Below are 20,918 nucleotides of genomic sequence, written 5' to 3'. Positions count from 1 at the left end.
ATGACACGACTAACCACTTCTGCGGCGGGCGTTTTTGTGATTGCGGTAACCCCGTTTCATCCAGACGGACGCATCGACATGGAAAGCTGTGACCGGATGGTTGATTTCTATCTGGACGCGGGCGCGACAGGGTTGACCGTACTTGGCATGATGGGAGAGGCTCCGAAGCTGACGGTTGACGAATCCCGCGATGTTGTTGCGCGTATTCTGGCGCGCGTGAACGGCAGGGTTCCTGTGGTCGTTGGCGTATCGGCGCCCGGTTTCGCGCAGATTGCCGGGCTGACAAAGATGGTGATGGATCTTGGTGCCGCCGGCGTCATGATTGCGCCGCCCGGTGGGTTGCGCACGGATGATCAGATCGTGACCTATTACACCCAAGTCGCCGAGTTGATCGGCGATGTTCCCTTTGTATTGCAGGATTTCCCCTTGGTGACCGGCGTGCAGATGAGCAACAAGGTGATTGCCCGCATCGTGAATGACCTGCCGACATGCGTTTGCCTGAAACACGAAGACTGGCCGGGCTTGGAAAAGATTACGGCCCTGCGCGCTGAGGGTGTTTTGAACAAACGCATATCCATTTTATGCGGCAATGGCGGTTTGTTCCTGCCGGAAGAGATGGTGCGCGGTGCCGATGGTGCGATGACTGGATTTGCCTATCCCGAAATGATGGTGAATGTGGTCGAGCATTTCGCAAAGGGGCAGGCAGAGCGCGGGCGGGATATCTTTGATGCCTATCTGCCGCTTGCACGCTTTGAACAGCAGCCCGGGCTTGGGCTGGCAATTCGAAAATACACTTTGGCAAAACGTGGGATTATCGCCCATGACGCGCTGCGCAAACCCGGTGCAGCGCTTTCAAAACAGTGCCGCGACGAAGTTGATCGACTGATCGCGCGGCAAGAAAAACGCTTGGAGGAGCTTGGTTAATGGATCTTGGTATTGGTGGAAAGCGCGCGCTTGTCTTGGGTGCGAGCCGTGGGCTTGGAATGGCGATTGCGCAATCATTGGCCGCAGAAGGCGTGACCGTTTTTGCAGCCGCCCGCAGTCATGACAAGATTGCTGACTGGGCAAAAGGGATGGAAAATGTACACCCCCTGCAACTGGATCTGAGCAAGCTTGATGAAGTTGATCAAGCCGTTGACGGTTTGTTGGCTGATGGTGGTGTCGATATTATTGTCAACAACAGCGGCGGACCACCCCCCGGTACGGCAGAGAAAACCGAACGCGGGGTATGGCTTGCGAACTTCGAGGCGATGGCTGCCAATCTGTTCCATCTTAACACGAGGTTGTTGCCGATGATGAAAGAGCGCCGTTGGGGGCGCATCATCTCGATCACCTCGTCCGGGGTTGAACAGCCGATCCCCAATCTTGCGGTTTCCAACGGGGTGCGGGCGGCTGTCGTTGGCTGGTCCAAAACACTTGCGAACGAAGTTGCGAGTGACGGCATTACGGTAAATGTCGTGATGCCCGGCCGTATCCACACCCAGCGCGTTGATGAGTTGGATGGGGCCGCTGCCAAACGAACTGGCGCTGAAGTTGAGGAGGTTGCAGCCAAGTCTCGTGCGACGATCCCGGTCGGGCGCTACGGGAAACCCCAGGAATTTGCCGATGTGGTCACCTTTCTTGCATCGGAGCGGGCCGCATATGTGACTGGCTCACGCGTTAGAATTGATGGGGGTGCTATCAAATCGGTTTGATAGGTGCCGTCGGAATCTAAATAATCGGGGTGCGCTTCGTCAACTCCACGCAGAAGCGCACTCCACGGCCGGTCTTGATAAGGGGTTATGCATGTCAGTGGCAGGGCATGATCTATGGTTCGCAGCGAAGGGCTGCTTTCTCAACAGTGCCGATCTTTTGGTCGGAACACCACCTTAGAGGGGCGTTAAAAAAGCCTTCAAGGTCGGCGACATCACCTTTCAATTCGGACGTCACTCAAGTCCGTGAAATAGTATCCCAATCGAGCTTCCGTAACCAAAAAAATCCGACCTAATGCCCGCAAACCCTGCGGGATTTGTCGCACCCACATCCCCCAATGACAAAATCCCCGCCAATTCCCCTTCATGTTCAATGCGGTGACCATGTCGCGCGTCAGCCTCAGGGATCATACGCACCCTGGAAATCAGTCCGCGCAGCGTCTCGGTGGCCTCCATCTTGAGGCATGGATCTTGCAGCGCAGACGACAGATTGCGGATCTTGCTGCGATAGTGAGCCGAAAGGCTCGAATGCAGTCGTAGGGCAAATGACCGTCGAGATGCCTAGTTCGGCGGCAAACCATGGAGATATAGCTCAAAGTTGGTGATGGCCCTTGAGGGGCGGCATATCATGGCGTTGTTCACGCGCCGCAATTCTCGACCGAGAAAAGGATATGCCACATGACGACAACTACCGTTACCCAGCTGACCGATCCACAGGGATTTTCGCATGATCCACTGACGGAGCTGCTCCGATCGGGCGCGCAGCGTCTGATTGAGCAAGCCGTTGAAGCCGAACTTGCAGTTCTGCTGGAGGCCTATGCCTCCGACAAGACGGATGATGGTCGTGCTCGGCTCGTGCGCCACGGTCACCTGCCTGAACGCGAGATTGTGACTGGGGTCGGCGCAGTGCCGGTCAGAGTGCCGCGCGTGCGGGACCGAGGCGATGGCGAAGAGAATGTCCGGTTCGCGTCAACAATCCTGCCGCCCTATTTGCGCAAAACCAAATCCATCGAGGACCTACTGCCCTGGCTTTACCTCAAGGGTATTTCCACGGGCGACTTCCAAGAAGCGCTCGCCGCTCTGCTTGGCCCAAACGCGGCGGGGCTGTCTTCGACGACGATCTCAAGGCTCAAATCTGATTGGTGGGATGAGTATGACCGTTGGCAACGACGCGATCTGAGCGCACGTCGTTTCGTCTACATCTGGGCCGATGGTGTCTACTTCCGCCCCCGAATGGCTGAGGAAAAAACAATGCGTTATGGTGCTGATCGGGGCGCCTCTCGTGGTTTGCAGGCAAACCACTGCCGGTGACAGACGAGTGGTGCCTTGGGCTTCTGGAATGCCCTGCGCGAGGTCTTTGGTTCCACGAAAGAGCAGCGATGTTGGTTCCACAAAACGGGGCAATGCACTGAATGCGATGCCCACGTCGGTTCAGGCCAAAGCAAAGGGCCATCTGCACGATATCCACTGGCCGACAGGGCGTTGCGCAGCAATGGCCCGAGAGGCTGGCAGGCTGAAAGCCGTGTCGACGCTGAGGCTGCATTCGACTACTTCGTCGCGACATATGGTGTGAAATACGACAAGGCCGTCGCCAAATTGACCAAAGACCGCGACGTGCTACTGGCGTTCTATGATTTTCCTGCTGAGCATTGGAAACACATCAGAACTACCAACCCAATCGAAAGCACCTTCGCCACGGTTCGGCATCGCACCGGCAAAACCAAAGGATGCCTCAGCCGCAAAACGGGCCTTGCCATGGCGTTCAAGCTGATGCTGTCAGCCCAGACCAAATGGCGCAAACTCGACGGCGCAAACCGTATGCCTGAGATCATCCAGGGGATTGAATTCAAGGACGGTATCAAGCAACTTAAAAAGGCCGCCTAATCACGCTGTCACCAACTTTCGGGCATAGCTCTCAAACCATGAGAGGGGGGCAATATCCAACAGCCGCCTGATCCGTTTTGATGCGCGCAGCGTCACCTTCCGCGTCAAAGATTACCGTCTTAAAGGCGCAGGCCGCCACACCACCATGACGCTGGCCACAAATGAGTTCATCCGCCGCTTCCTGATCCACGTGCTCCCGAAAGGCCAGCACCGCACCGCCACTACGGGTTCTTCGGAAACGGTAACCGCGCGGCCAATATCGCCAGGATCCGGCAGCTGCTTGGCGCAAACATATCAGACCAAGGTCGCGGTGATGACGACAGCACCAGCGATACCAATGGACCGCCCCGTGTCCTCGCGCTGCCATGCCCGTGTTGCGGTGGCCAGTTGATCATCATCAACACAATCGCACCCGCTCAGCACCCCAGAGCGCCGCACGTCATAAATTGTAGTCTCAGCCGCACGCTACAACGTCTGCGGACCAACGGTCATGCGCAAATCAATATATTGAAGCGACAGAAGTCGATGACACCGATGCGATGCGGTGCATATCCGCCAAAGGTCAGAAAGATTCATAAGGCGTTTGCCCGAAAATGCCCTGTGCAACCAGCCTGTCCAGGCGGATCCAGAGCACCCAAACCCCACAAATCCCCATAGACGCCACTGATCCACCAAGACCAACCCCGCGATTTCTCGCTTGAGCGCTTCTCCGACGCCAGGCAATGATACGCGCCACACAAACGTCCGTGCGGGGCGTCCGAGAAACCTACACCCAAGCCGCCTTGCCAAATTGTCGCTGCGTGTCCACGCAGTATGATACGCGCTGCATTTGCTTTCTGTATGATGTTGCAGCGCAGCGTAAGAATTGGAAATTCAAGCAATTGGCACAAAGAATAGGGCAGCCGAAGATCAGGGCGCAAACACATCGCAATACGGAGAGACTTCTCGTCTTAAGCATAAAGGCAAATCGCCGCGGAACGTGACCTTCGTGAACAAAAGCGACGTAGCGACTTAACAATCACAGAGCAATTCTTGTGGTGAGGTAAAACGATTTGTTCAATTTTGGTAGCTTGCGACCGCTTTTGGGATTCAACAACACAAATCTACGGGGCAGTTCTCTCGGATATTTTTATCGTTTGACGCCTGCGCACGATCCATCTAACAATCTGTTTGAAATCTGTTGGGGTGCCCGTTTCCGGGCTGAGATGCACAAGCTGCGAACCCATTGAACCTGAACCGGTTAGGACCGGCGGAGGGAACAGTTGGCGGACCTTGCGTCCGTTCTGGTCTACACCCGTTGCATCCTGCCCCCTGAAACAAGGGACGATTGCATGGTGGCCAACGCGTTAACGATAGCTGGTTCTGATTCCGGTGGTGGTGCCGGGATTCAGGCAGATCTCAAAGCATTTTCGGCAATGGGAATTTATGGTGCCTCTGTTGTGACTGCGGTTACGGCACAGAACACCAAAGCTGTCACAGCCATTCATCCGATTCCGGATGATGTTGTCGTAGCGCAGATCAAAACTGTTCTGGATGACATTCGGATTGATGCGATCAAGATCGGGATGCTGGGGACACCGTCGCTGATTGAGGCGGTGGCCGACGCCCTGAATGGCTATGAAGGTCCGATTGTGCTCGATCCGGTGATGGTTGCAAAATCGGGTGATACGCTGCTGGAAGACAGTGCCATCGCCGCGTTGAAGTCATCGCTCTTTAGGCGCGCAACATTGTTAACACCCAACCTACCGGAAGCCGCAAAACTGGTGGGCGATGGATCTCTACACGCGCAGGCAAAGGCGCTTTTACACCTCGGTGTCGGCGCGGTTTTGATGAAGGGCGGGCACGCAGACGGTGAGGTCTGCACCGATCATCTGGTGTCGCCAACGGGGAGACATGAATTTTCTGCACAGCGTGTGAACACGCGCAATACCCATGGAACTGGATGTTCCTATTCCTCTGCAATTGCGGCGGGTTTGGCCCAAGGAATGGCGTTGAACGATGCCGTATCGCGTGCGCATGCGTGGCTGCATCAAGCGATCTTGCAGGCCGATAAATTGCACGTCGGACAGGGTCACGGGCCTGTTCATCACTTTCACGCGTTTTGGACATGAGCGACATTTGCACCATCATCGGCGGCGGCGTCTGCGGTCTGGCCATGGCGGCAGAGCTGTCCTCACGCGGTGCGCAGGTGACTGTGATTGACCCAAATGGCGCGCCCGGGGATCATGCCTGTTCATGGTGGGCAGGTGGTATGTTGGCCCCTGATTGCGAAGGGGTGAGTGCGGAACCTGAAATCGTGCGGCAAGGTCGTAAGGCCGCGGCATGGTGGGAAAGCCAAGGCGGAACCGTCCACCACGAAGGGACCATTGTTGTGGCACTGGGTCGCGATCAAAGTGACTTGACGACTTTTGCACGCCGCGCGCCGAACGGACAAACCCTTTCCAAGGCACAGATCGGCGCTTTAGAACCCCATCTGGCCGAACGCTATTCTAAGGCGTTGTTTTTACCTGACGAGGGACATCTTGATCCCCGTGCAACCCTGACCGCATTGCACGAGCGGCTGTCGCAAAGGGGCGTCCGCTTTGGCGGTGATATCGCGGGTCAGGTGATCGATTGCCGTGGGCTTGTCGCGCGCGATACGCTTCGTGATTTACGCGGTGTGAAGGGCGAGATGCTTGTCATCCGCAGCCCTGACGTTACCCTGTCGCGCCCTGTCCGCCTCCTTCATCCGCGGTTTCCACTTTATGTCGTGCCCCGTGGCGATGGTGTTTTCATGTTGGGGGCGACACAGATCGAGACCAGCGAACGGGGCCGTGCGACGTTGCGGTCGGTCATGGAGCTGATGAATGCCGCCTACGCGCTGCACCCCGCTTTTGGTGAGGCAGAGCTGTTGGAAATCGGCGTTGATGCGCGGCCTGCCTTTCCCGACAATCAACCGCGCATTCGCCGGATTGGTGAACGTATTTATGCAAACGGCCTTTTTCGGCACGGGTTTCTGCTTGCACCTGCGGTGGCGCAGATGACGGCGGACCTCGTGTTGGAAGGCAAAATACCGGAGGTTTGGTATGAAGATCATCGTGAACGGTGAAGCACACGAGACCAGTGCGCCCACGCTGGCAGCGCTGTTGGATACCCTTGGAAAAGGCGAGGCCAAAGTTGCCACCTCAGTCAATGAGGCTTTTGTGCCCAAACATCAGCGCGCAGATCACACGCTGCAAGACGGGGATCGCGTTGAAATCGTAGCACCCCGGCAAGGAGGATAATATGCCGACATTCTACGGCACCGAAGTGACATCCCAATTGATGCTGGGCACCGCGCAATATCCGTCACCCGCAATTCTGGCAGATGCCTTTCGCCGTTCCGGCGCGGGCATCGCAACGGTGTCCGTGCGGCGCGAAGCGGGTGGCGATCAGGCGGGGCAGGATTTCTGGACGTTGATACGGGATTTGGGGGTGTCGATCCTTCCCAACACCGCCGGTTGCTATTCAGCGCGCGAGGCGGTGACCACTGCACAAATGGCGCGTGAGCTGTTTGATACCAACTGGATCAAACTTGAGGTCATCGGTCACGCAGATACTTTGCAACCCGACCCCTTTGGGCTGGTCGATGCCGCCGCGCAACTGACCGAGGACGGGTTTGAGGTCTTTCCTTATTGCACCGAGGATCTGGTGCTGTGCGAACGGCTGGTTGAGGTCGGTTGCAAGGTCTTGATGCCATGGGGCGCGCCTATTGGCACCGGACGGGGCCTGAATAATATTTACGGTCTGCGCAGTCTGCGCGCCCATTTTCCAAATATTCCACTGGTTGTTGATGCCGGGCTGGGCCTGCCCTCGCACGCGGCGCAAGCGATGGAGCTGGGGTATGACGCCGTTTTATTGAACACCGCCGTCGCAAAAGCCGGTGATCCCGTCGCGATGGCCCAAGCCTTTGCGCTTGCGGTTGAAGCCGGCGCACTGGCCGCCCAAGCGGACCCTATGGATGCCCGCGATATGGCCGCCCCGTCGACACCCGTTTTTGGAAAGGCCACGTTATGACTCTGCCCCGCTTTTACCCGATTTTTGATGATGTGGTCTGGCTGCGGCGCATGCTGCCTTTGGGTGTAAAGCTGGTGCAAATGCGCCTCAAAGACAAATCCCAAGACGATCTGCGCGCCCAATTAACCGAGGCCCGTGATTTGTGCGCGGCCCATGATGCGGTGCTGGTGGTCAATGACCACTGGCAACTGGCAATCGACTTGGGGTGCGACTGGGTGCATCTGGGACAAGAGGACCTTGATGATGCAGATGTGGATGCAATTCGTGCGGCGAGCCTTAAGCTTGGCATCTCGACCCATGACAAGGCCGAACTGGCCCGCGCGCTTGCACTTGCGCCAGATTATATTGCCCTCGGCCCGATCTATCCGACCATTCTGAAAAAGATGAAATGGCACCAACAGGGCGTTGAAAAGCTGAGCGTTTGGAAGGATCTTGTCGGGGATACCCCCCTCATCGCGATTGGTGGCATGACCACAGAACGCGCGCCGGGTGCTTTTGCTGCTGGGGCCGATATCATCTCTGCTGTCACTGATATTACGCTCCACGACGACCCAGAGGGCCGCGTCAGGGCATGGCTTGAGGCCTGCGCGTGAACCGATATGTTCGACAAACAGCGGTCCTAGGTGACGCCGCGCAAAATCAGTTGGCCGGGGCATCGGTCCTTGTCATCGGTGCCGGAGGATTGGCCGCACCTGTGATGCAGTATCTGGTCGGCGCGGGCGTTGGTCATATCCGTATCGCAGATGCAGATGGCGTGAGCCTGTCCAACCTGCACCGACAAACGTTGTTTCGCGAGGCGGACATCGGCCTGCCGAAGGTCGATGTGATCGCGCAAACAATGGCGGCATTGAACCCCGACACGACCATGGAGCCGGTGCAACAACGCGTCGATCCTGCCAACATTAAAGCACTTTGTGCGGGCATGACACTGATCCTTGATTGTGCAGACAGCTTCGCTGTCAGCTATATCGCGTCTGATCATTGCCTTGAAACAGGCCAACCCCTTGTCAGCGCCAGCGTGGTCGGTCGGGACGGCTATGTAGGTGGTTTTTGCGGGCGTAAACCAGGGCTGCGCGCTGTCTTTCCTGATCTGCCAGATCAGCTTGGGTCTTGCGACACAGATGGTGTTCTGGGGCCAAGCGTTGGTGTCATTGGCAGCCTGCAAGCACAGATGGCCATGGCGATCTTGACCGGTGACACCCAAAGTTTGGGACAGCTTGTGACCTATGATGCCCGCACGCTCAGGTTTGGCGGGTTCCGTTTTGACATGGCACCTGACCCGCGTCCCAATCCTGCCTTTATCGCCGCTAATGATATTGCCGCGACTGATTTCCTGATCGACCTGCGCGCGAGCGGCGAACAGGGACCGGATCTGCCGCAAGCAACCCGTTATGTTGTGTCCGACTTTGGACCACATGGACCCACACCACATGATAACCAACGTGCCGTTCTGGCGTGTCGGTCGGGCCTTCGCGCCTGGCAGGCGGCTGACCGGCTTTCACAACACTGGCAGGGTGAGATCAAACTTCTCGCTCTCGGAGGGTAAGGAAACCCATATGAAACACCTCATCACCGCAGCGGCAATATTGATCGCTACACCTGCCTTGGCGCAAGACAAGATGACCTTGCTATTGGACTGGTTTATCAACCCCGATCACGGACCAATCATCGTGGCCGAAGAGCTGGGCTATTTCGCCGATCAAGGGCTTGAAGTCGAGATCATCGCCCCCGCCGATCCGTCCGCCCCGCCTAAACTGGTCGCGGCCGGCCAAGGCGATATCGCCGTCAGCTATCAGCCAAGCCTGCATTTGCATGTCGCAGAAGGTCTGCCACTTACTCGGGTTGGCACTTTGGTGGCGACACCGCTGAACTGTCTACTGGTTCTCAAAGACGGCCCTATTCAAGAGATCAGCCAGCTGAAAGGCGGGACAATCGGCTTTTCCGTGGCCGGTGTCGAGGAAGCCGTTTTATCGGCGATGTTAGGTCGCCACGGTGTCACGCTGGATGATGTCGAGATGGTCAATGTGAACTTCTCGCTTAGCCCCTCTTTGATGTCGGGGCAGGTCGATGCGGTCATCGGCGCTTACCGTAATTTTGAGTTGAACCAGATGGAAATTGAAGGCGTCGAAGGCCGCTGTTTCTACGTCGAAGAAGAAGGCGTACCGACCTATGACGAATTGATCTATGTGGCGAACCCTGACCGCATGGATACGGATCAAACCCGCCGCTTCCTGCGTGCGACAGAACTGGCGGCGCAGTACATTATCAACAACCCAGAAGCATCATGGGAGCTGTTCAAGGGCTATGCGCCTGAACTGGACGATGAGCTGAATGCAAAGGCATGGGTTGATACACTGCCCCGTTTCGCCCTGCGCCCCGAGGCCTTGGATGAAGGTCGCTATACGCGGTTCGAAGCCTTCCTGTCTGAGAGCGGTCTTGTAGAGGGCACGCGACCGGTGTCAGCACTTGCCGTCGACCTTGGTTCAGAATGACGTACGGCAACACCTTTACGGTCTGGCGCGATAACACGTCCGCCTGGCCAGCATATTCGCGCCATAAGTTCGTGCAGGGTTTGGGTGACGGGACCCTGCCGCACGCCGCTTTCTTGCACTACCTCAAACAGGATTATGTCTTTCTGATCCACTTTTCGCGAGCTTGGGCTTTGGCCATCACCAAAGCCGATACGGTTGAGGAAATGCGCTTCGCTGCGGGCACTGTGAACGGGCTGATCAACGGGGAGATCGCGCTGCACATCAAGACCTGCGCGAAAGTCGGCATTGATGAGGCTACACTGTTTGCCACGCAGGAACGCCAAGAGAACCTAGCCTACACCCGCTATGTTCTGGACGCGGGTCATTCTGGAGATCTACTGGATTTGCTGGCTGCTTTGGCACCCTGCGTCATGGGCTACGGTGAAATTGGTCGCCATCTGGCAGCAACCAAGACCTCGGACACCTACGCAGAGTGGATCAACACCTATGCAAGCGCCGAATATCAGCAGGTTTGCCACGATGTGGGCGTGCTGATTGACGGGGCCGTTGCGCGGCGTTTGGGCAATGACCCGACGGCCAGCCCACGTTGGACCACCCTTCAGGCGCGGTTTGCGATGGCCACACAGTTGGAAGTTGGGTTTTGGGACATGGGGTTAGATCCGTGAACCAATCCCTGCGAATGACAGGATCAGCGGCGATTGAGGGGACGACGATCTTCTCACAGCTTGATCTGACCCTGACACCGCACAGCTGGACCTGCCTTCTGGGGGCAAGTGGGGTGGGAAAATCCACCGTCTTGCGCCTCTTTGCCGGTCTGGCAGAGGGCGTTACCTTTACTGGATACCTTAGCGATCCCGGTCGTGTTGCGATGATGGCGCAGCAGGATTTGTTGCTGCCTTGGTTGAACGTATTGGACAACGTACTGGTCGGCGCACGTCTGCGGGGGGATCGCCCAGACAAGGGCCGCGCCCGTGATAGACTGGCGCAGGTTGGATTGGCGGATCATGCCGAAAAATTGCCCATCGCCCTGTCAGGTGGCCAACGCCAACGCGTAGCTTTAGCGCGCACTTTGATGGAAGATCGCGCGGTTGTCTTGTTGGATGAACCATTCTCGGCGCTCGACGCTTTGACCCGTGCGCAAATGCAGGAACTGACTGCTGAGCTGTTGAGTGGCTGCACCGTGTTGCTGGTCACGCATGACCCGAATGAGGCGGCGCGATTGGGCCAGACAATCCTTATCATGACGCCGTCAGGGCTTGTTGACGTCGCCGCCCCCACAAGCCCCATCCCGCGCGATATAAGCGCCCCAGATGTGCTGCGCGCGCAGACAGATCTTTTTGACCAACTTCGGAGACCGACATGAGTGCCACCCATTATCTACAATTGCTTGCCGCTGAAGACTGGAAGGTCGCAACGCACCACGCATTCACCGATGCCTTGGCGGATGGCACATTAAGCCAAGAAAAGATGGCAGGTTATCTGCAACAGGATTATCTCTTTGTCGAAGGCTTTGTGCGGCTTCTTGCATCTGCCGTCGCAAACGCGCCCACCTTAGCAGACGCGGTTCCCGCAGCGCAGTTTTTGGGTTTGATTTGCGGCCCCGAGAACACTTACTTTTTGCGCTCATTAGAGGCGCTTGAGGTCACATCAACCGCCAAGCCCGCGCCGGAAACGCGCGCCTTCCAAGAGCTGATGGATCAAGCACGGCATTCTGGGCGGTATGAGATCATGCTTTCGGTCCTCGTGGTTGCGGAATGGATTTACCTCGACTGGGCTACGCCGTTCGAGGGCCGAGCAGATGATTTGCCGTTTTGGTTCGGTGAATGGATCACGCTTCACTCAGGCGAAGGCTTTACGCAGGTCGTCGCCTATTTGCGTGGCCAACTCGATACGGCTTGGGAAACACTGGACGATACTGCGCGCGCAGAAGTCTCCGCGACCTTCACGCAAGCGGTGCGCTTGGAACGCGCGTTCTTTGATGCATCCTGGGCTGGCTTTACGGTCGCCAAGTGACGGGTTGGCGCGCAGGCCTTGCAGCAACCTGTCTGGTGTTGGCGCTGTGGCAGATGGTGATCTGGAGCACGGATGTCGCACGTTTCATTCTGCCGCCACCCGCGTTGGTCGCACAAACAATTTGGGAAAGCCGCGCGCTGTTGGCAGAGCACGCTATCATCACGATGATCGAAGTGTTGATCGGCCTCGCATTGGGCGCAGCACTTGGGTTTGTTTCTGCAATCGCGCTGGTCGCATGGCCAACCGCCCGCGCGCTTGTGCGGCCGATCTTGGTGTTCAGCCAAGCGGTGCCTGTCTTTGCACTCGCGCCAATTTTGACACTTTGGTTGGGATTCGGGCTTTGGTCCAAGATCACGATGGCCCTGATCATCATCTACTTTCCGGTGACGTCGTCCTTTTTTGACGCGCTTATGCGGACGAACCGCGATTGGATCGGTTTGGCTAAGGTAATGGGCGCAAGCCCCGCGCGCATCATGTGGCATATCCGGGTGCCCGCGGCCTTACCCGGCTTTGCATCTGGCCTGCGGTTGGCGGCTGTTTATGCGCCGATTGGTGCGATCATTGGCGAATGGGTCGGAGCCTCGAAAGGATTGGGGTATCTGATGCTTTTAGCCAACGGACGTGCCAAAACCGACCTCATGTTTGCCGCTCTAATCGTGCTGGCAGTGTTAACAATACTTCTGCATGCGGCCGTAAACAAGCTATGCGAAAGGACACTGGATCGTTCGGAAGTCTCTTGAAGCCCGCCAACTGGTTCGCAGCTTTTATCGATCGGTTCGGTGACCTGCGCTGCTTTCCAAAAAATTAGGAGCCACACATGCAAACGGCATTGTTGCGCAACTGCAGCCTAAGGGCATGACTTCCCCTTTCCTCGTTGGCTTCAGGCCACGCGAACGATCTCGGCGGTGCCGAGTGCGTTGAAGCGGTTTATGAGGGCGATGCGGACTTGGATTTCGGCAGTTTGCCGGTCTGGGTCTCTCGCGGCGATCCGCTCCCCAAAGGCCTTGAGGCACCGCATCTTTGCCTCGATCCGACTTCGTGCGTGATATCCGGTCCAGCGCTTCCAGAACGCCCTGCCGTAGTGCCGAGTGGCCCGCAGGGTATCGTTTCTCGCAATCGCCGCCGGGCAATCCTCTTTCCACGGCCGCCCATTCTTGCGGATGGGGATGATCGGCGTGGCCTGGCGGTCGATGATGGCCGTGTGGCAGCGGCGGGTGTCATAGGCGCCATCTGCGGTCACCGTGCCGATCACTTCGCCCTCGGGGATCTGGTCGAGCAACTCCGGCAAGACCGGGCTGTCGCCATCGCTGCTGGGGATGTCACCCCACCACTTCCAACGATTGTAGAGATGGGGTGGGTGCCGCCCTCCCAAGACGGCATCGCAAGGTGCCAAAGTGGTGTTGTTCAACGCCACGCGAAGAGGAGGACGGCGAGATGAAGGATATGATGATTGGGGTCGATCTGGCAAAAAATGCTTTTCAGGTTCATGGTCCCCCTCGAACGGGGGAGGTTCGGTTCCGCAAAAAGCTGACGCGAACACAGTTTCCTGTGTTCATGGCTCAGCAGGAGCCCTGCCTGGTCATTTTTGAAGCTTGCGGCAGCGCGCATTACTGGGCGCGTGAGATGGAAGCAGTTGGCCATGAGGTAAAACTGATCGCGCCACAGTACGTTAGCCCGTTCGTTAAACGTCAGAAAAATGATGCTGCTGATGCTGAAGCGATCGTCATCGCTGCCCGCCAGCCGGAGATGCGTTTTGTTGAACCCAAAACGCTCGAACAGCAGTCTCGCGCAGCCTTATTCCGTGGCCGTGAACGACTGGTTCATCAGCGGACCGCGGATCTAAATGCATTGCGGGCGCTTCTATATGAGCACGGACATGTGTTTCCCGTAGGAATGCACCACCTCAATCGCATAACGGCCCTTGTAGAAAGAAGATAAAACCGTCGGGTTGCACGCACTGATCCGCGAGGAGTGCTTGGAGCTACTGGCACCTATTGCAGAAAAAACGGCGCGTGTCATCGAACGCACCACAAAACTCAAGACGCTGGCCGCCGAGTCAGACAGGGCGCGACTTTGCGGCTTGGCTGGGTCTTGTTCCCAAGCAACATTCTTCTGGAGGCAAGGAACGTTTAGGGCGGATGACCAAGGCTGGCCAAGCTGATATCCGACGCCTTCTGATCATTGGCGCAATGTCGCGATTAGGTTGGCTTGTCCAGCGCACCATTTTGAAGGGCAGCTGGTTGTCACGGATATTGGAGCGCAAACCCATGATGCTGGTTGCGATTGTGCTGGCAAACAAGATGGCCCGCCAAATATAGGCTATGCTGACGAAGAACGAAGATTACAGGGATTCGGCGCTGGTGGGCTCGGCATGATGTTCATGTCAAACTGCTAGCGATGGCGCCAAGGGAGTGTAAGTAGAAGACCCGAATGGGCAAAATGATCGAACAGATCCGGATAGGGAAAACCAGTAAGACCCTGAAAGTAAGAAAGCTCGGTGTTGAGATTTGGACCAGATCCGCTGATCACCATCCCGGCCCGCGGTTTTTGAAAATGCCGTATCTTGAGGCCTGACAAAAGTTCGCACTCGATCACAGCCCAACAGGGTCAAAAACTTCTTGCATTATGGACGGCAACCACAGAAAGCGTCTTAGCTGGGCCTACTCTTTCGGAGTGTCGCTCCAACGTAAACCATTGCGATTAATGAATATAATTCCGATTAGAACGCGCTTATCATCCACGCGCGGCTTGCCGTGGCTCTTCGGAAAGAACGGCCGGAGCCGCGCTATCTGGTCTTCCGTCAGCCAATAAAGATTGCTCATAGCGCCCCCAAAATTTGGGCGTTTGAATCATGCAACCATCGCGGCCTCAAGCCGATTACTGGGTCTGGAGCCTAGGTCGACCGGTTTTTGACACACATATCCAGCGACGCTCACCTTGTCCGCACCTTTGTGGATTGTGTTGCCCTTGCTGTCCGGCTTTTTCCTACTCGAAGTAGAAGGCGTGGTCATACGGGCTGGTTTCAGCTGGCGCCTTGTAGGAGGTCGAGTGAGTATTTTTGAGAGCCTCATGTAGAATCTGAGGATTTATGTAATTTTCGACCTCGCGCCCTTCCGTGATCCAAACCAACCCACCTCCACCAGATAGATCGCTCTTTAGGCGGCTGACTGCAGGTTTCAGCTCGGCCCCCGGACTATCTTTATCGCTGTCGAGGATTATAGCCATGTTTTGGTTCAGTGCGCGCAAGTCGACAAACTCTTTCAAGCTTTCCTCATCAACTATTTCACTCGCCCCTAAGTGTCGAACCAAGGCACCCCACTGACCCGCTCCGAGCCGATTTATCCCGCTTTGAGTGGTGTCCAGCTGCGTTGTGGCGACCGCCAATCGATCCCTTCCAACAGCATCGCCAACTGGGAAGCGGTCAGGGAGATTTTGCCCTCCTTCGCAGATGGCCAGACAAATCTACCCCTCTCCAAGCGCTTGCTGAACAGGCATGCTGAAGTGGTCGTGCTTCTCAGGACAGGTTTTCGGCTTGGCTAAGGTGCATTTGGTGTATGTTCATGCCGCTTTTTGTATCTCCGCTTGGGTGAATTATGCGATGTTCGGAGTGCGCTTATCAAGGGCCGTGTGAGGGCGCTCTGAGTTGTAGAACTCAATCCAGTTATCGATGATCCGTTTCGCTTGGAAACCGTCGGTGATTTCATGCAGATAGACGGCCTCCTGTTTCAGCGACCGCCACAGCCGTTCGATGAAGATGTTGTCCAAGTAGCGGCCCCGCCCATCTATTACCGTCAGGGTATTGCATCGCAATATCCCGAGAGGCATCGAGATTTTAATTTCAGCCTTGGTCAAAGTCGTGATCCAGCCCGTGCCTGTGTATTGGCTGCCCTGGCCCGTATTCATTATCTCTGGTTTGCCATATCGGGCGATTGCCTCCTCCAACGCCTCAACACAAAAGCTGGCATCGAGCGTATTGGAAAGCTGCCAGGTCAAAACCTTGCGGGTCGCCCAGTCCATAATCGCCACCAGATACAGAAAGCCGTTCTTGACCGGAATGTAGGTAATGTCGCCGCACCAAACTTGATTGGGCTGCGTGATAGCGAGCTTTCTCAACAGATAAGGATAGATCCGATGTTGAGGATGCTTTTTGCTGGCGTTCGGCCCCTTATAGATGGTCTGCAACCCTAAGGCTGGAGGATCTCGGGCCAAGGTTATGGTCCTGATGCGTATGGAATTGCCTTATAAGTCAGGGTGGTTGTATTGTAAAATATTTTATATCAATAGCTTACGCTTTCGTGGTGAAGGGTCGAAGCAGTAAGGTGCGCACTCTTATGCTCCATCCACATCACTTCGGACCTTCGGCTATCAAGATGCGGATGTCATGCGCGGTTATTCAGATATCCTGATCGGCCTGGGCCCCTTTGGCCCGGTGCAATAGGCCTTGCCCGCCATGCTCGATATCGTGGCAGATCGCGCCGCGGGTCATGGCTTGGTCGCGCCGCCGCAGCCCTTCGAGCACGGTCAGATGCGGATGGGTATCGCTAAACGGGTTGCCGCCGTCATACAGATGCGACAGCAGGGGGCCGCAGCGCACCCAAAGGTTCTCGACGATTTCCAGCAAAATTGGCATCTCTCCCATGCGGCAAAGATGCAGGTGAAACTGTGTGTTGAGGTCAATCGCCTGCGCATAATCCCCGGCCTCAAAGGCACGAGATAGCGCGGCGTGCATGGCCTCAAGCGCTGCGATGTCTTCGGCGCTTGCAAGGGTTGCGGCGGCGGCGGCGGCGCGGCCCTCAAGGTCGACACGGATGTTGCGAATCTCGATCAACTGGTCGCGCGTCAATTCGGGCACCATCGCCGTACCGCGCGCATCCAGGGCCAGCGCATCCAGCGATACGAGTCGCAAAAATGCTTCACGCATCGGGGTTGCGCTGATTCCGAATCGCTTGGACATGGGCCGCAAACGCAGCTTTTCACCGGGTTTAAGCTGCCCGCCCATCAAGGCCGCCCGAAGGGCTAAGTACGCACGATCGCCTAAGTTTTCCTTGGCAATCGGGCTGACCCAATCATGAGTGCCGGCTATTTCACCAGCAGTTTCAAAACTCCGCGTTGACAATTGCGCATCCCCCCTGTTTATTCTTGTTATAACAAATAACGCATTCGCGACCATAGCTAGATATTACGCATAGATCCCCAGCAAAGCGAGATCGAAGCGTAACAAAGCCGTTGGATGCGGGGTGTCTGTCGTTCCGGGGAGGGAGCGCAGGCTTTGCACCCCGCCGAAATGCTGCAAGGGAGGAATAACGATGAGCGAATCGATGAAAGCCGTCATGGCCAGTGGTGCGGGTGGCCCCGAAGTGCTGGACGTGGTGACGGTGCCGCGGCCTACGGCTGCGCCCGGCCAGGTTCTGGTGCGGATCCATGCGGCAGGTATCAACCGCCCCGACGTGATGCAGCGCGAAGGCAACTACCCGCCGCCCCCCGGCGCGTCGGATATCCTCGGGCTGGAAATCGCCGGTGTGGTAGAGGCATTGGGCGAAGGCGCGACACGCTTTGCCATTGGCGACCGTGTGATGGCCTTGGTCCCCAGTGGCGGCTATGCCGAATTCTGCGCTGTCCATGAAACAAACGCACTGCCCGTGCCCGACGGTATGAGCATGACCGAGGCAGGCGCCTTTCCCGAGACTTATTTCACCGTCTGGTCCAATGTGTTCCAGCGCGCAGCCCTGAAAAAGGGCGAGACGATCTTGCTCCACGGTGGCACCTCGGGCATTGGCACGACGACAATCCTTTTGGCCAAAGCGCTGGGATGCCGTGTGATTGTCACCTGCGGCAGCGACGAGAAATGCGAGTCCGCCAAGGCCAACGGCGCGGATGTGGCTATCAACTATAAAACCAGTGATTTCGTGACAGAGGCCAAAAAGGCGACCGATGGTAAAGGGCCAGAGGTTGTCCTCGATATGGTCGGCGGCGAATACATGCAGCGCAATATTGAGGCGGTGGCCATCGACGGCCGTATCGCACAGATCGCATTTCAAAAGCCCCCTAAGGCCGATCTGAACATGCTTCAACTTTTGACCAAACGGCTGACGTGGACAGGCTCCACCCTGCGCGCCCGCCCGGTTGAGATGAAGGCAGAATTGGCCCGCGCGCTGGAGGAGCACGTGCTGCCCCTTCTGGCCAAGGGTATCGCGAAGCCGGTGATCGACAGCACTTATTCCCTTAACGATGTGCGCCAAGCGCACGCGCGGATGGATAGCGGCGGGCATGTCGGCAAAATTGTTTTGACCATGATTGCTTGACCAAGGCGGGCGGCACAGAGGAGTGTCGCTTGCTTATACGAAACCCAAGGGAGGATATAATCCAATGGTAATCCCCCCCGAAAGTAAGGGGCTGCGGAAGTAGAATTTTCTCGGCAAGATGAACGAGGAGATTTTGAATGAAAATGACCAGATATAGCGAACCCCAGATCCTTGCGATCCTGCGCCAAGCCGAAGGTGGTGTGCCGGTGGCCGAGCTTTGCCGTGAACATGGCATGAGCAATGCGTCGTTTTACAAATGGCGTGCGAAGTATGGTGGCATGGATGCATCCATGGTCAGCCAGATGAAAGCCATGGAGGAAGAGAACCGCAGGCTGAAGCGGATGTATGCAGATCTGAGCATGCAGGCGGACTTATTGAAGGAAGCCCTCGGAAAAAAGTAACGGGGCCATCTCAGCGCCGCGAGATGGCCGAAACGGCGGTAGAGCGACGGGGCGTCAGCATCGCGCTGGCGTGCCGGGCCTTCGAGGTCAGCGAGACCTGCTATCGTTACAGCCCGAAGCTGAAAGACGAGAACGAGGTGATCGCCGATCTGCTGACAGGGCTGACGGATGCGCGCAAGACTTGGGGATTTGGCCTGTGTTTCCTGCATTTGCGCAACGTGAAGGGGCATCCGTGGAACCACAAGCGGGTCTACCGGATCTACTGTGAGCTGGAACTGAACCTGCGCATCAAGCCGCGCAAGCGGCTGAAACGGGAGAAGCCTGACGTTCTGGCGGTCCCGAACAGACCGAATGTGACCTGGTCCATGGACTTCATGGCGGATCGCCTCGGCGACGGCAGGGCTTTTCGGCTTTTGAATGTGTTGGACGACTTCAACCGCGAAGGGCTGGGGATCGAGGTTGATTTCTCGCTCCCTGCCGAACGGGTCATCCGCAGCCTTGATCGCATTATCGAATGGCGCGGAAAACCGGGCACGATCAGGGTCGACAATGGGCCGGAATATATCAGCGAAACACTGAGAAAATGGGCTGAGAAACATAGTGTTACGATCCAGCACATCCAACCCGGACAGCCCCAGCAGAACGCCTATGTCGAGCGCTACAACCGGACGGTTCGGCATGAATGGCTGGATCAATACATCATCGAAAGCATCGAGGAGGCTCAGGATCAGGCCACACAATGGCTCTGGACATATAACAACGACCGCCCGAACATGGGCATCGGCGGCATCACACCCGCTATGAAACTGAAAATGGCCGCGTAAGTTCTACAGATGCACCCCGTTAAAAAGGGGGCGATTACCCAATGAAATTGAACAATATTTTGAAGATGACAGCTGCTGCTGGTGCCATTTTGGGCGCTCAGGCCGCCTATGCTGATGTGACCTTCGGCGCGCTTTACCCGTTCAGCGGCCAGCTGGCGCTTTTGGGCGAAGAATCCGCGCGCGGGCTGGAGCTGGCAGTGGATGAGATCAACGCCACCGGCGGTGTGCAGGGTGAGCAGATCGTGCTGGAGCGCGGCGATGCTGTCGACAACAACCAAGCCATCGGTGAGGCCCGTCGCCTGATTTCCCGCGAGGGCGTCAAGGCGATCTTCGGCTCCTATTCCTCCTCGCGCTCTATCGCGGCCAGCCAAGTGGCCGAGCTGTCCGGCATCCCTTATTTTGAGCTGGGCGCCGTGGCGGATGAGGTTACGGGCCGTGGGTTGCAATATCTCTTTCGGGTCAACCCGACCGCCGAGGATATGGCCGATACCGTTATCAACATGATCATCGACAAGGTCGCGCCTGCAGCCGGTAAGGCGCCGGGTGATCTGAAGATCGCTATTATCTATGAAGATAGCAGCTATGGCTCCTCGGTTTCCGGCCATGAAAAGCGTTTTGCCGAAGAGAACGGGCTGAACATCGTGACGTCGCTGGCCTATCCTGCCTCTACGGTTGATATGTCGTCCATCGTGCTGGACCTCAAGCAGCGTGAAGTCGACGTGGTATTGCAGACCTCATATCAGAACGACTCGGTCCTGTTTTTGCAGCAAGCACATGAGGCAGGGTTTAGCCCGCTGGCAATCATTGGTGGCGGTGGCGGTTATTCTACCCAGCCAACAGCCGACGCAGTGGGCCATGACATCATCGAAGGTGTGTTGAATGCCGACTTCACGCAATACGTCGTGAACAAGGAATTTACCCCCGGTATCGATGATTTCCTTGCAGCCTATCAGGCCAAATATGGCACCGAGCCGCGCTCCGGTCACTCCTTGACTAACTATGTTGGCGCGATGGCTGTGCTGCAATCGTTGAACGCTGCTGACGGCTTTGACGCGGATACGATCGTAGAGGCGGTTTCGGCCATCGACATCCCCGAAGGCACGACCGCTGCGGGCTACGGTGTGAAGTTCGGCGAAAATAACCAGAACGAGCGCGCCCGCATGATGGGTCTGCAATGGCAAGACGGCAAGCTGGTGACAGTCTATCCCGACGATGCTGCTGCTGCTGAACTGCGCAGCCGGAACTGATCCCAAAATCAATGATCCCGTAAAGGGGT

At 56.8% G+C, this 20,918-nt stretch carries 18 protein-coding genes, 7 pseudogenes and 1 riboswitch; of the genes and pseudogenes, 19 read left to right on the top strand and 6 right to left on the bottom strand.

Annotation, left to right across the window (positions count from 1 at the left end; genetic code table 11):
- From EOK75_RS06290 to EOK75_RS06220, 15 genes and pseudogenes are all read left to right on the top strand, one after another.
- The gene (locus tag EOK75_RS06290) at positions 1–924 is read left to right on the top strand and encodes a dihydrodipicolinate synthase family protein (RefSeq protein ID WP_137193083.1); all 924 of its coding nucleotides are present in this window, start codon (positions 1–3) and stop codon (positions 922–924) included.
- Positions 924–1,694, top strand: a complete 771-nt coding sequence (locus EOK75_RS06285) for an SDR family oxidoreductase (RefSeq protein ID WP_137193082.1) — start codon at positions 924–926, stop codon at positions 1,692–1,694. Before EOK75_RS06290 ends, EOK75_RS06285 begins: the two co-directional genes overlap by 1 nt.
- A gap of 675 nt (positions 1,695–2,369) precedes the next feature.
- Positions 2,370–3,575: pseudogene (locus EOK75_RS06280) on the top strand (transposase).
- Between the two features lie 43 nt (positions 3,576–3,618).
- Positions 3,619–4,010, top strand: a pseudogene (locus EOK75_RS21825) (transposase); the annotation flags it as partial.
- Positions 4,011–4,746: 736 nt separating this feature from the next.
- Positions 4,747–4,850, top strand: a riboswitch (TPP riboswitch).
- Positions 4,851–4,906: 56 nt separating this feature from the next.
- Positions 4,907–5,686, top strand: coding sequence for a bifunctional hydroxymethylpyrimidine kinase/phosphomethylpyrimidine kinase (thiD, locus tag EOK75_RS06270; RefSeq protein WP_137194311.1), 780 nt, complete (start codon positions 4,907–4,909; stop codon positions 5,684–5,686).
- Positions 5,683–6,663, top strand: coding sequence for an FAD-dependent oxidoreductase (locus EOK75_RS06265; RefSeq protein WP_137193081.1), 981 nt, complete (start codon positions 5,683–5,685; stop codon positions 6,661–6,663). Before thiD ends, EOK75_RS06265 begins: the two co-directional genes overlap by 4 nt.
- Positions 6,641–6,838, top strand: a complete 198-nt coding sequence (gene thiS, locus EOK75_RS06260; RefSeq protein WP_137193080.1) for a sulfur carrier protein ThiS — start codon at positions 6,641–6,643, stop codon at positions 6,836–6,838. Before EOK75_RS06265 ends, thiS begins: the two co-directional genes overlap by 23 nt.
- Position 6,839: 1 nt before the next feature.
- Positions 6,840–7,610 (top strand): thiazole synthase, encoded by a 771-nt coding sequence (locus EOK75_RS06255; protein ID WP_137193079.1) that lies wholly within the window; start codon positions 6,840–6,842, stop codon positions 7,608–7,610.
- Positions 7,607–8,203, top strand: a complete 597-nt coding sequence (locus tag EOK75_RS06250) for a thiamine phosphate synthase (protein ID WP_137193078.1) — start codon at positions 7,607–7,609, stop codon at positions 8,201–8,203. The genes EOK75_RS06255 and EOK75_RS06250 overlap by 4 nt, the downstream gene beginning before the upstream one ends.
- A complete protein-coding gene (locus EOK75_RS06245; protein ID WP_137193077.1) occupies positions 8,200–9,156 on the top strand; it encodes a HesA/MoeB/ThiF family protein in 957 nt (318 codons plus the stop codon). Before EOK75_RS06250 ends, EOK75_RS06245 begins: the two co-directional genes overlap by 4 nt.
- Before the next feature lie 10 nt (positions 9,157–9,166).
- Entirely contained in the window at positions 9,167–10,102 is a 936-nt protein-coding gene (locus tag EOK75_RS06240; protein ID WP_137193076.1) for an ABC transporter substrate-binding protein, read from the top strand.
- The gene (gene tenA / locus EOK75_RS06235; RefSeq protein WP_137193075.1) at positions 10,099–10,767 is read left to right on the top strand and encodes a thiaminase II; all 669 of its coding nucleotides are present in this window, start codon (positions 10,099–10,101) and stop codon (positions 10,765–10,767) included. Before EOK75_RS06240 ends, tenA begins: the two co-directional genes overlap by 4 nt.
- Entirely contained in the window at positions 10,764–11,465 is a 702-nt protein-coding gene (locus EOK75_RS06230) for an ABC transporter ATP-binding protein (RefSeq protein ID WP_240793930.1), read from the top strand. The genes tenA and EOK75_RS06230 overlap by 4 nt, the downstream gene beginning before the upstream one ends.
- Positions 11,462–12,115, top strand: coding sequence for a TenA family protein (locus EOK75_RS06225; RefSeq protein ID WP_137193074.1), 654 nt, complete (start codon positions 11,462–11,464; stop codon positions 12,113–12,115). Before EOK75_RS06230 ends, EOK75_RS06225 begins: the two co-directional genes overlap by 4 nt.
- On the top strand, positions 12,112–12,855 hold the full coding sequence (locus tag EOK75_RS06220) for an ABC transporter permease (protein WP_137193073.1): 744 nt from the start codon (positions 12,112–12,114) through the stop codon (positions 12,853–12,855). Before EOK75_RS06225 ends, EOK75_RS06220 begins: the two co-directional genes overlap by 4 nt.
- A 140-nt stretch (positions 12,856–12,995) precedes the next feature.
- Here EOK75_RS06220 and EOK75_RS06215 read toward each other — a convergent pair.
- Positions 12,996–13,427 (bottom strand): annotated as a pseudogene (locus tag EOK75_RS06215) (IS5 family transposase); the annotation flags it as partial.
- A 122-nt stretch (positions 13,428–13,549) separates the two neighbouring features.
- Here EOK75_RS06215 and EOK75_RS21820 point away from each other — a divergent pair.
- A pseudogene (locus tag EOK75_RS21820) lies at positions 13,550–14,433 on the top strand (IS110 family RNA-guided transposase).
- Positions 14,434–14,758: 325 nt separating this feature from the next.
- Here the strand turns inward: EOK75_RS21820 and EOK75_RS06205 are convergent.
- The 5 genes and pseudogenes from EOK75_RS06205 to EOK75_RS06185 form a co-directional block, all read right to left on the bottom strand.
- A pseudogene (locus EOK75_RS06205) lies at positions 14,759–14,937 on the bottom strand (transposase); the annotation flags it as partial.
- A gap of 163 nt (positions 14,938–15,100) precedes the next feature.
- Positions 15,101–15,499, bottom strand: coding sequence for a hypothetical protein (locus EOK75_RS06200; protein ID WP_168199159.1), 399 nt, complete (start codon positions 15,497–15,499; stop codon positions 15,101–15,103).
- Positions 15,454–15,612: pseudogene (gene tnpB, locus EOK75_RS06195) on the bottom strand (IS66 family insertion sequence element accessory protein TnpB); the annotation flags it as partial. The pseudogene tnpB and the gene EOK75_RS06200, both read right to left, overlap by 46 nt.
- A 94-nt stretch (positions 15,613–15,706) precedes the next feature.
- Positions 15,707–16,303, bottom strand: a pseudogene (locus EOK75_RS06190) (IS3 family transposase); the annotation flags it as partial.
- 205 nt (positions 16,304–16,508) lie between these two features.
- The gene (locus EOK75_RS06185) at positions 16,509–17,231 is read right to left on the bottom strand and encodes a GntR family transcriptional regulator (RefSeq protein ID WP_276612477.1); all 723 of its coding nucleotides are present in this window, start codon (positions 17,229–17,231) and stop codon (positions 16,509–16,511) included.
- 190 nt (positions 17,232–17,421) lie between these two features.
- Between EOK75_RS06185 and EOK75_RS06180 the strand changes: the two genes are divergently transcribed.
- From EOK75_RS06180 to EOK75_RS06170, 3 genes are all read left to right on the top strand, one after another.
- On the top strand, positions 17,422–18,417 hold the full coding sequence (locus tag EOK75_RS06180) for an NAD(P)H-quinone oxidoreductase (protein WP_137193069.1): 996 nt from the start codon (positions 17,422–17,424) through the stop codon (positions 18,415–18,417).
- Positions 18,418–18,554: 137 nt separating this feature from the next.
- Positions 18,555–19,642, top strand: a protein-coding gene (locus EOK75_RS06175) for an IS3 family transposase (protein WP_137192138.1) whose coding sequence is annotated in 2 segments (ribosomal slippage) — positions 18,555–18,816 and positions 18,816–19,642 — 1,089 coding nt in all. Because the reading frame shifts where the segments join, the coding sequence is not laid out codon by codon here.
- Positions 19,643–19,683: 41 nt separating this feature from the next.
- Positions 19,684–20,889, top strand: coding sequence for an ABC transporter substrate-binding protein (locus EOK75_RS06170; RefSeq protein WP_137193068.1), 1,206 nt, complete (start codon positions 19,684–19,686; stop codon positions 20,887–20,889).
- Positions 20,890–20,918 lie beyond the last annotated feature (29 nt).

It is taken from the genome of Pseudorhodobacter turbinis (assembly GCF_005234135.1).
In the GTDB taxonomy this organism is placed as follows: Bacteria; Pseudomonadota; Alphaproteobacteria; order Rhodobacterales; family Rhodobacteraceae; genus Pseudorhodobacter; species Pseudorhodobacter turbinis.
Note: the sequence above shows the minus strand (reverse complement) of the source record. Positions and strands in the feature narration are given on the sequence as shown.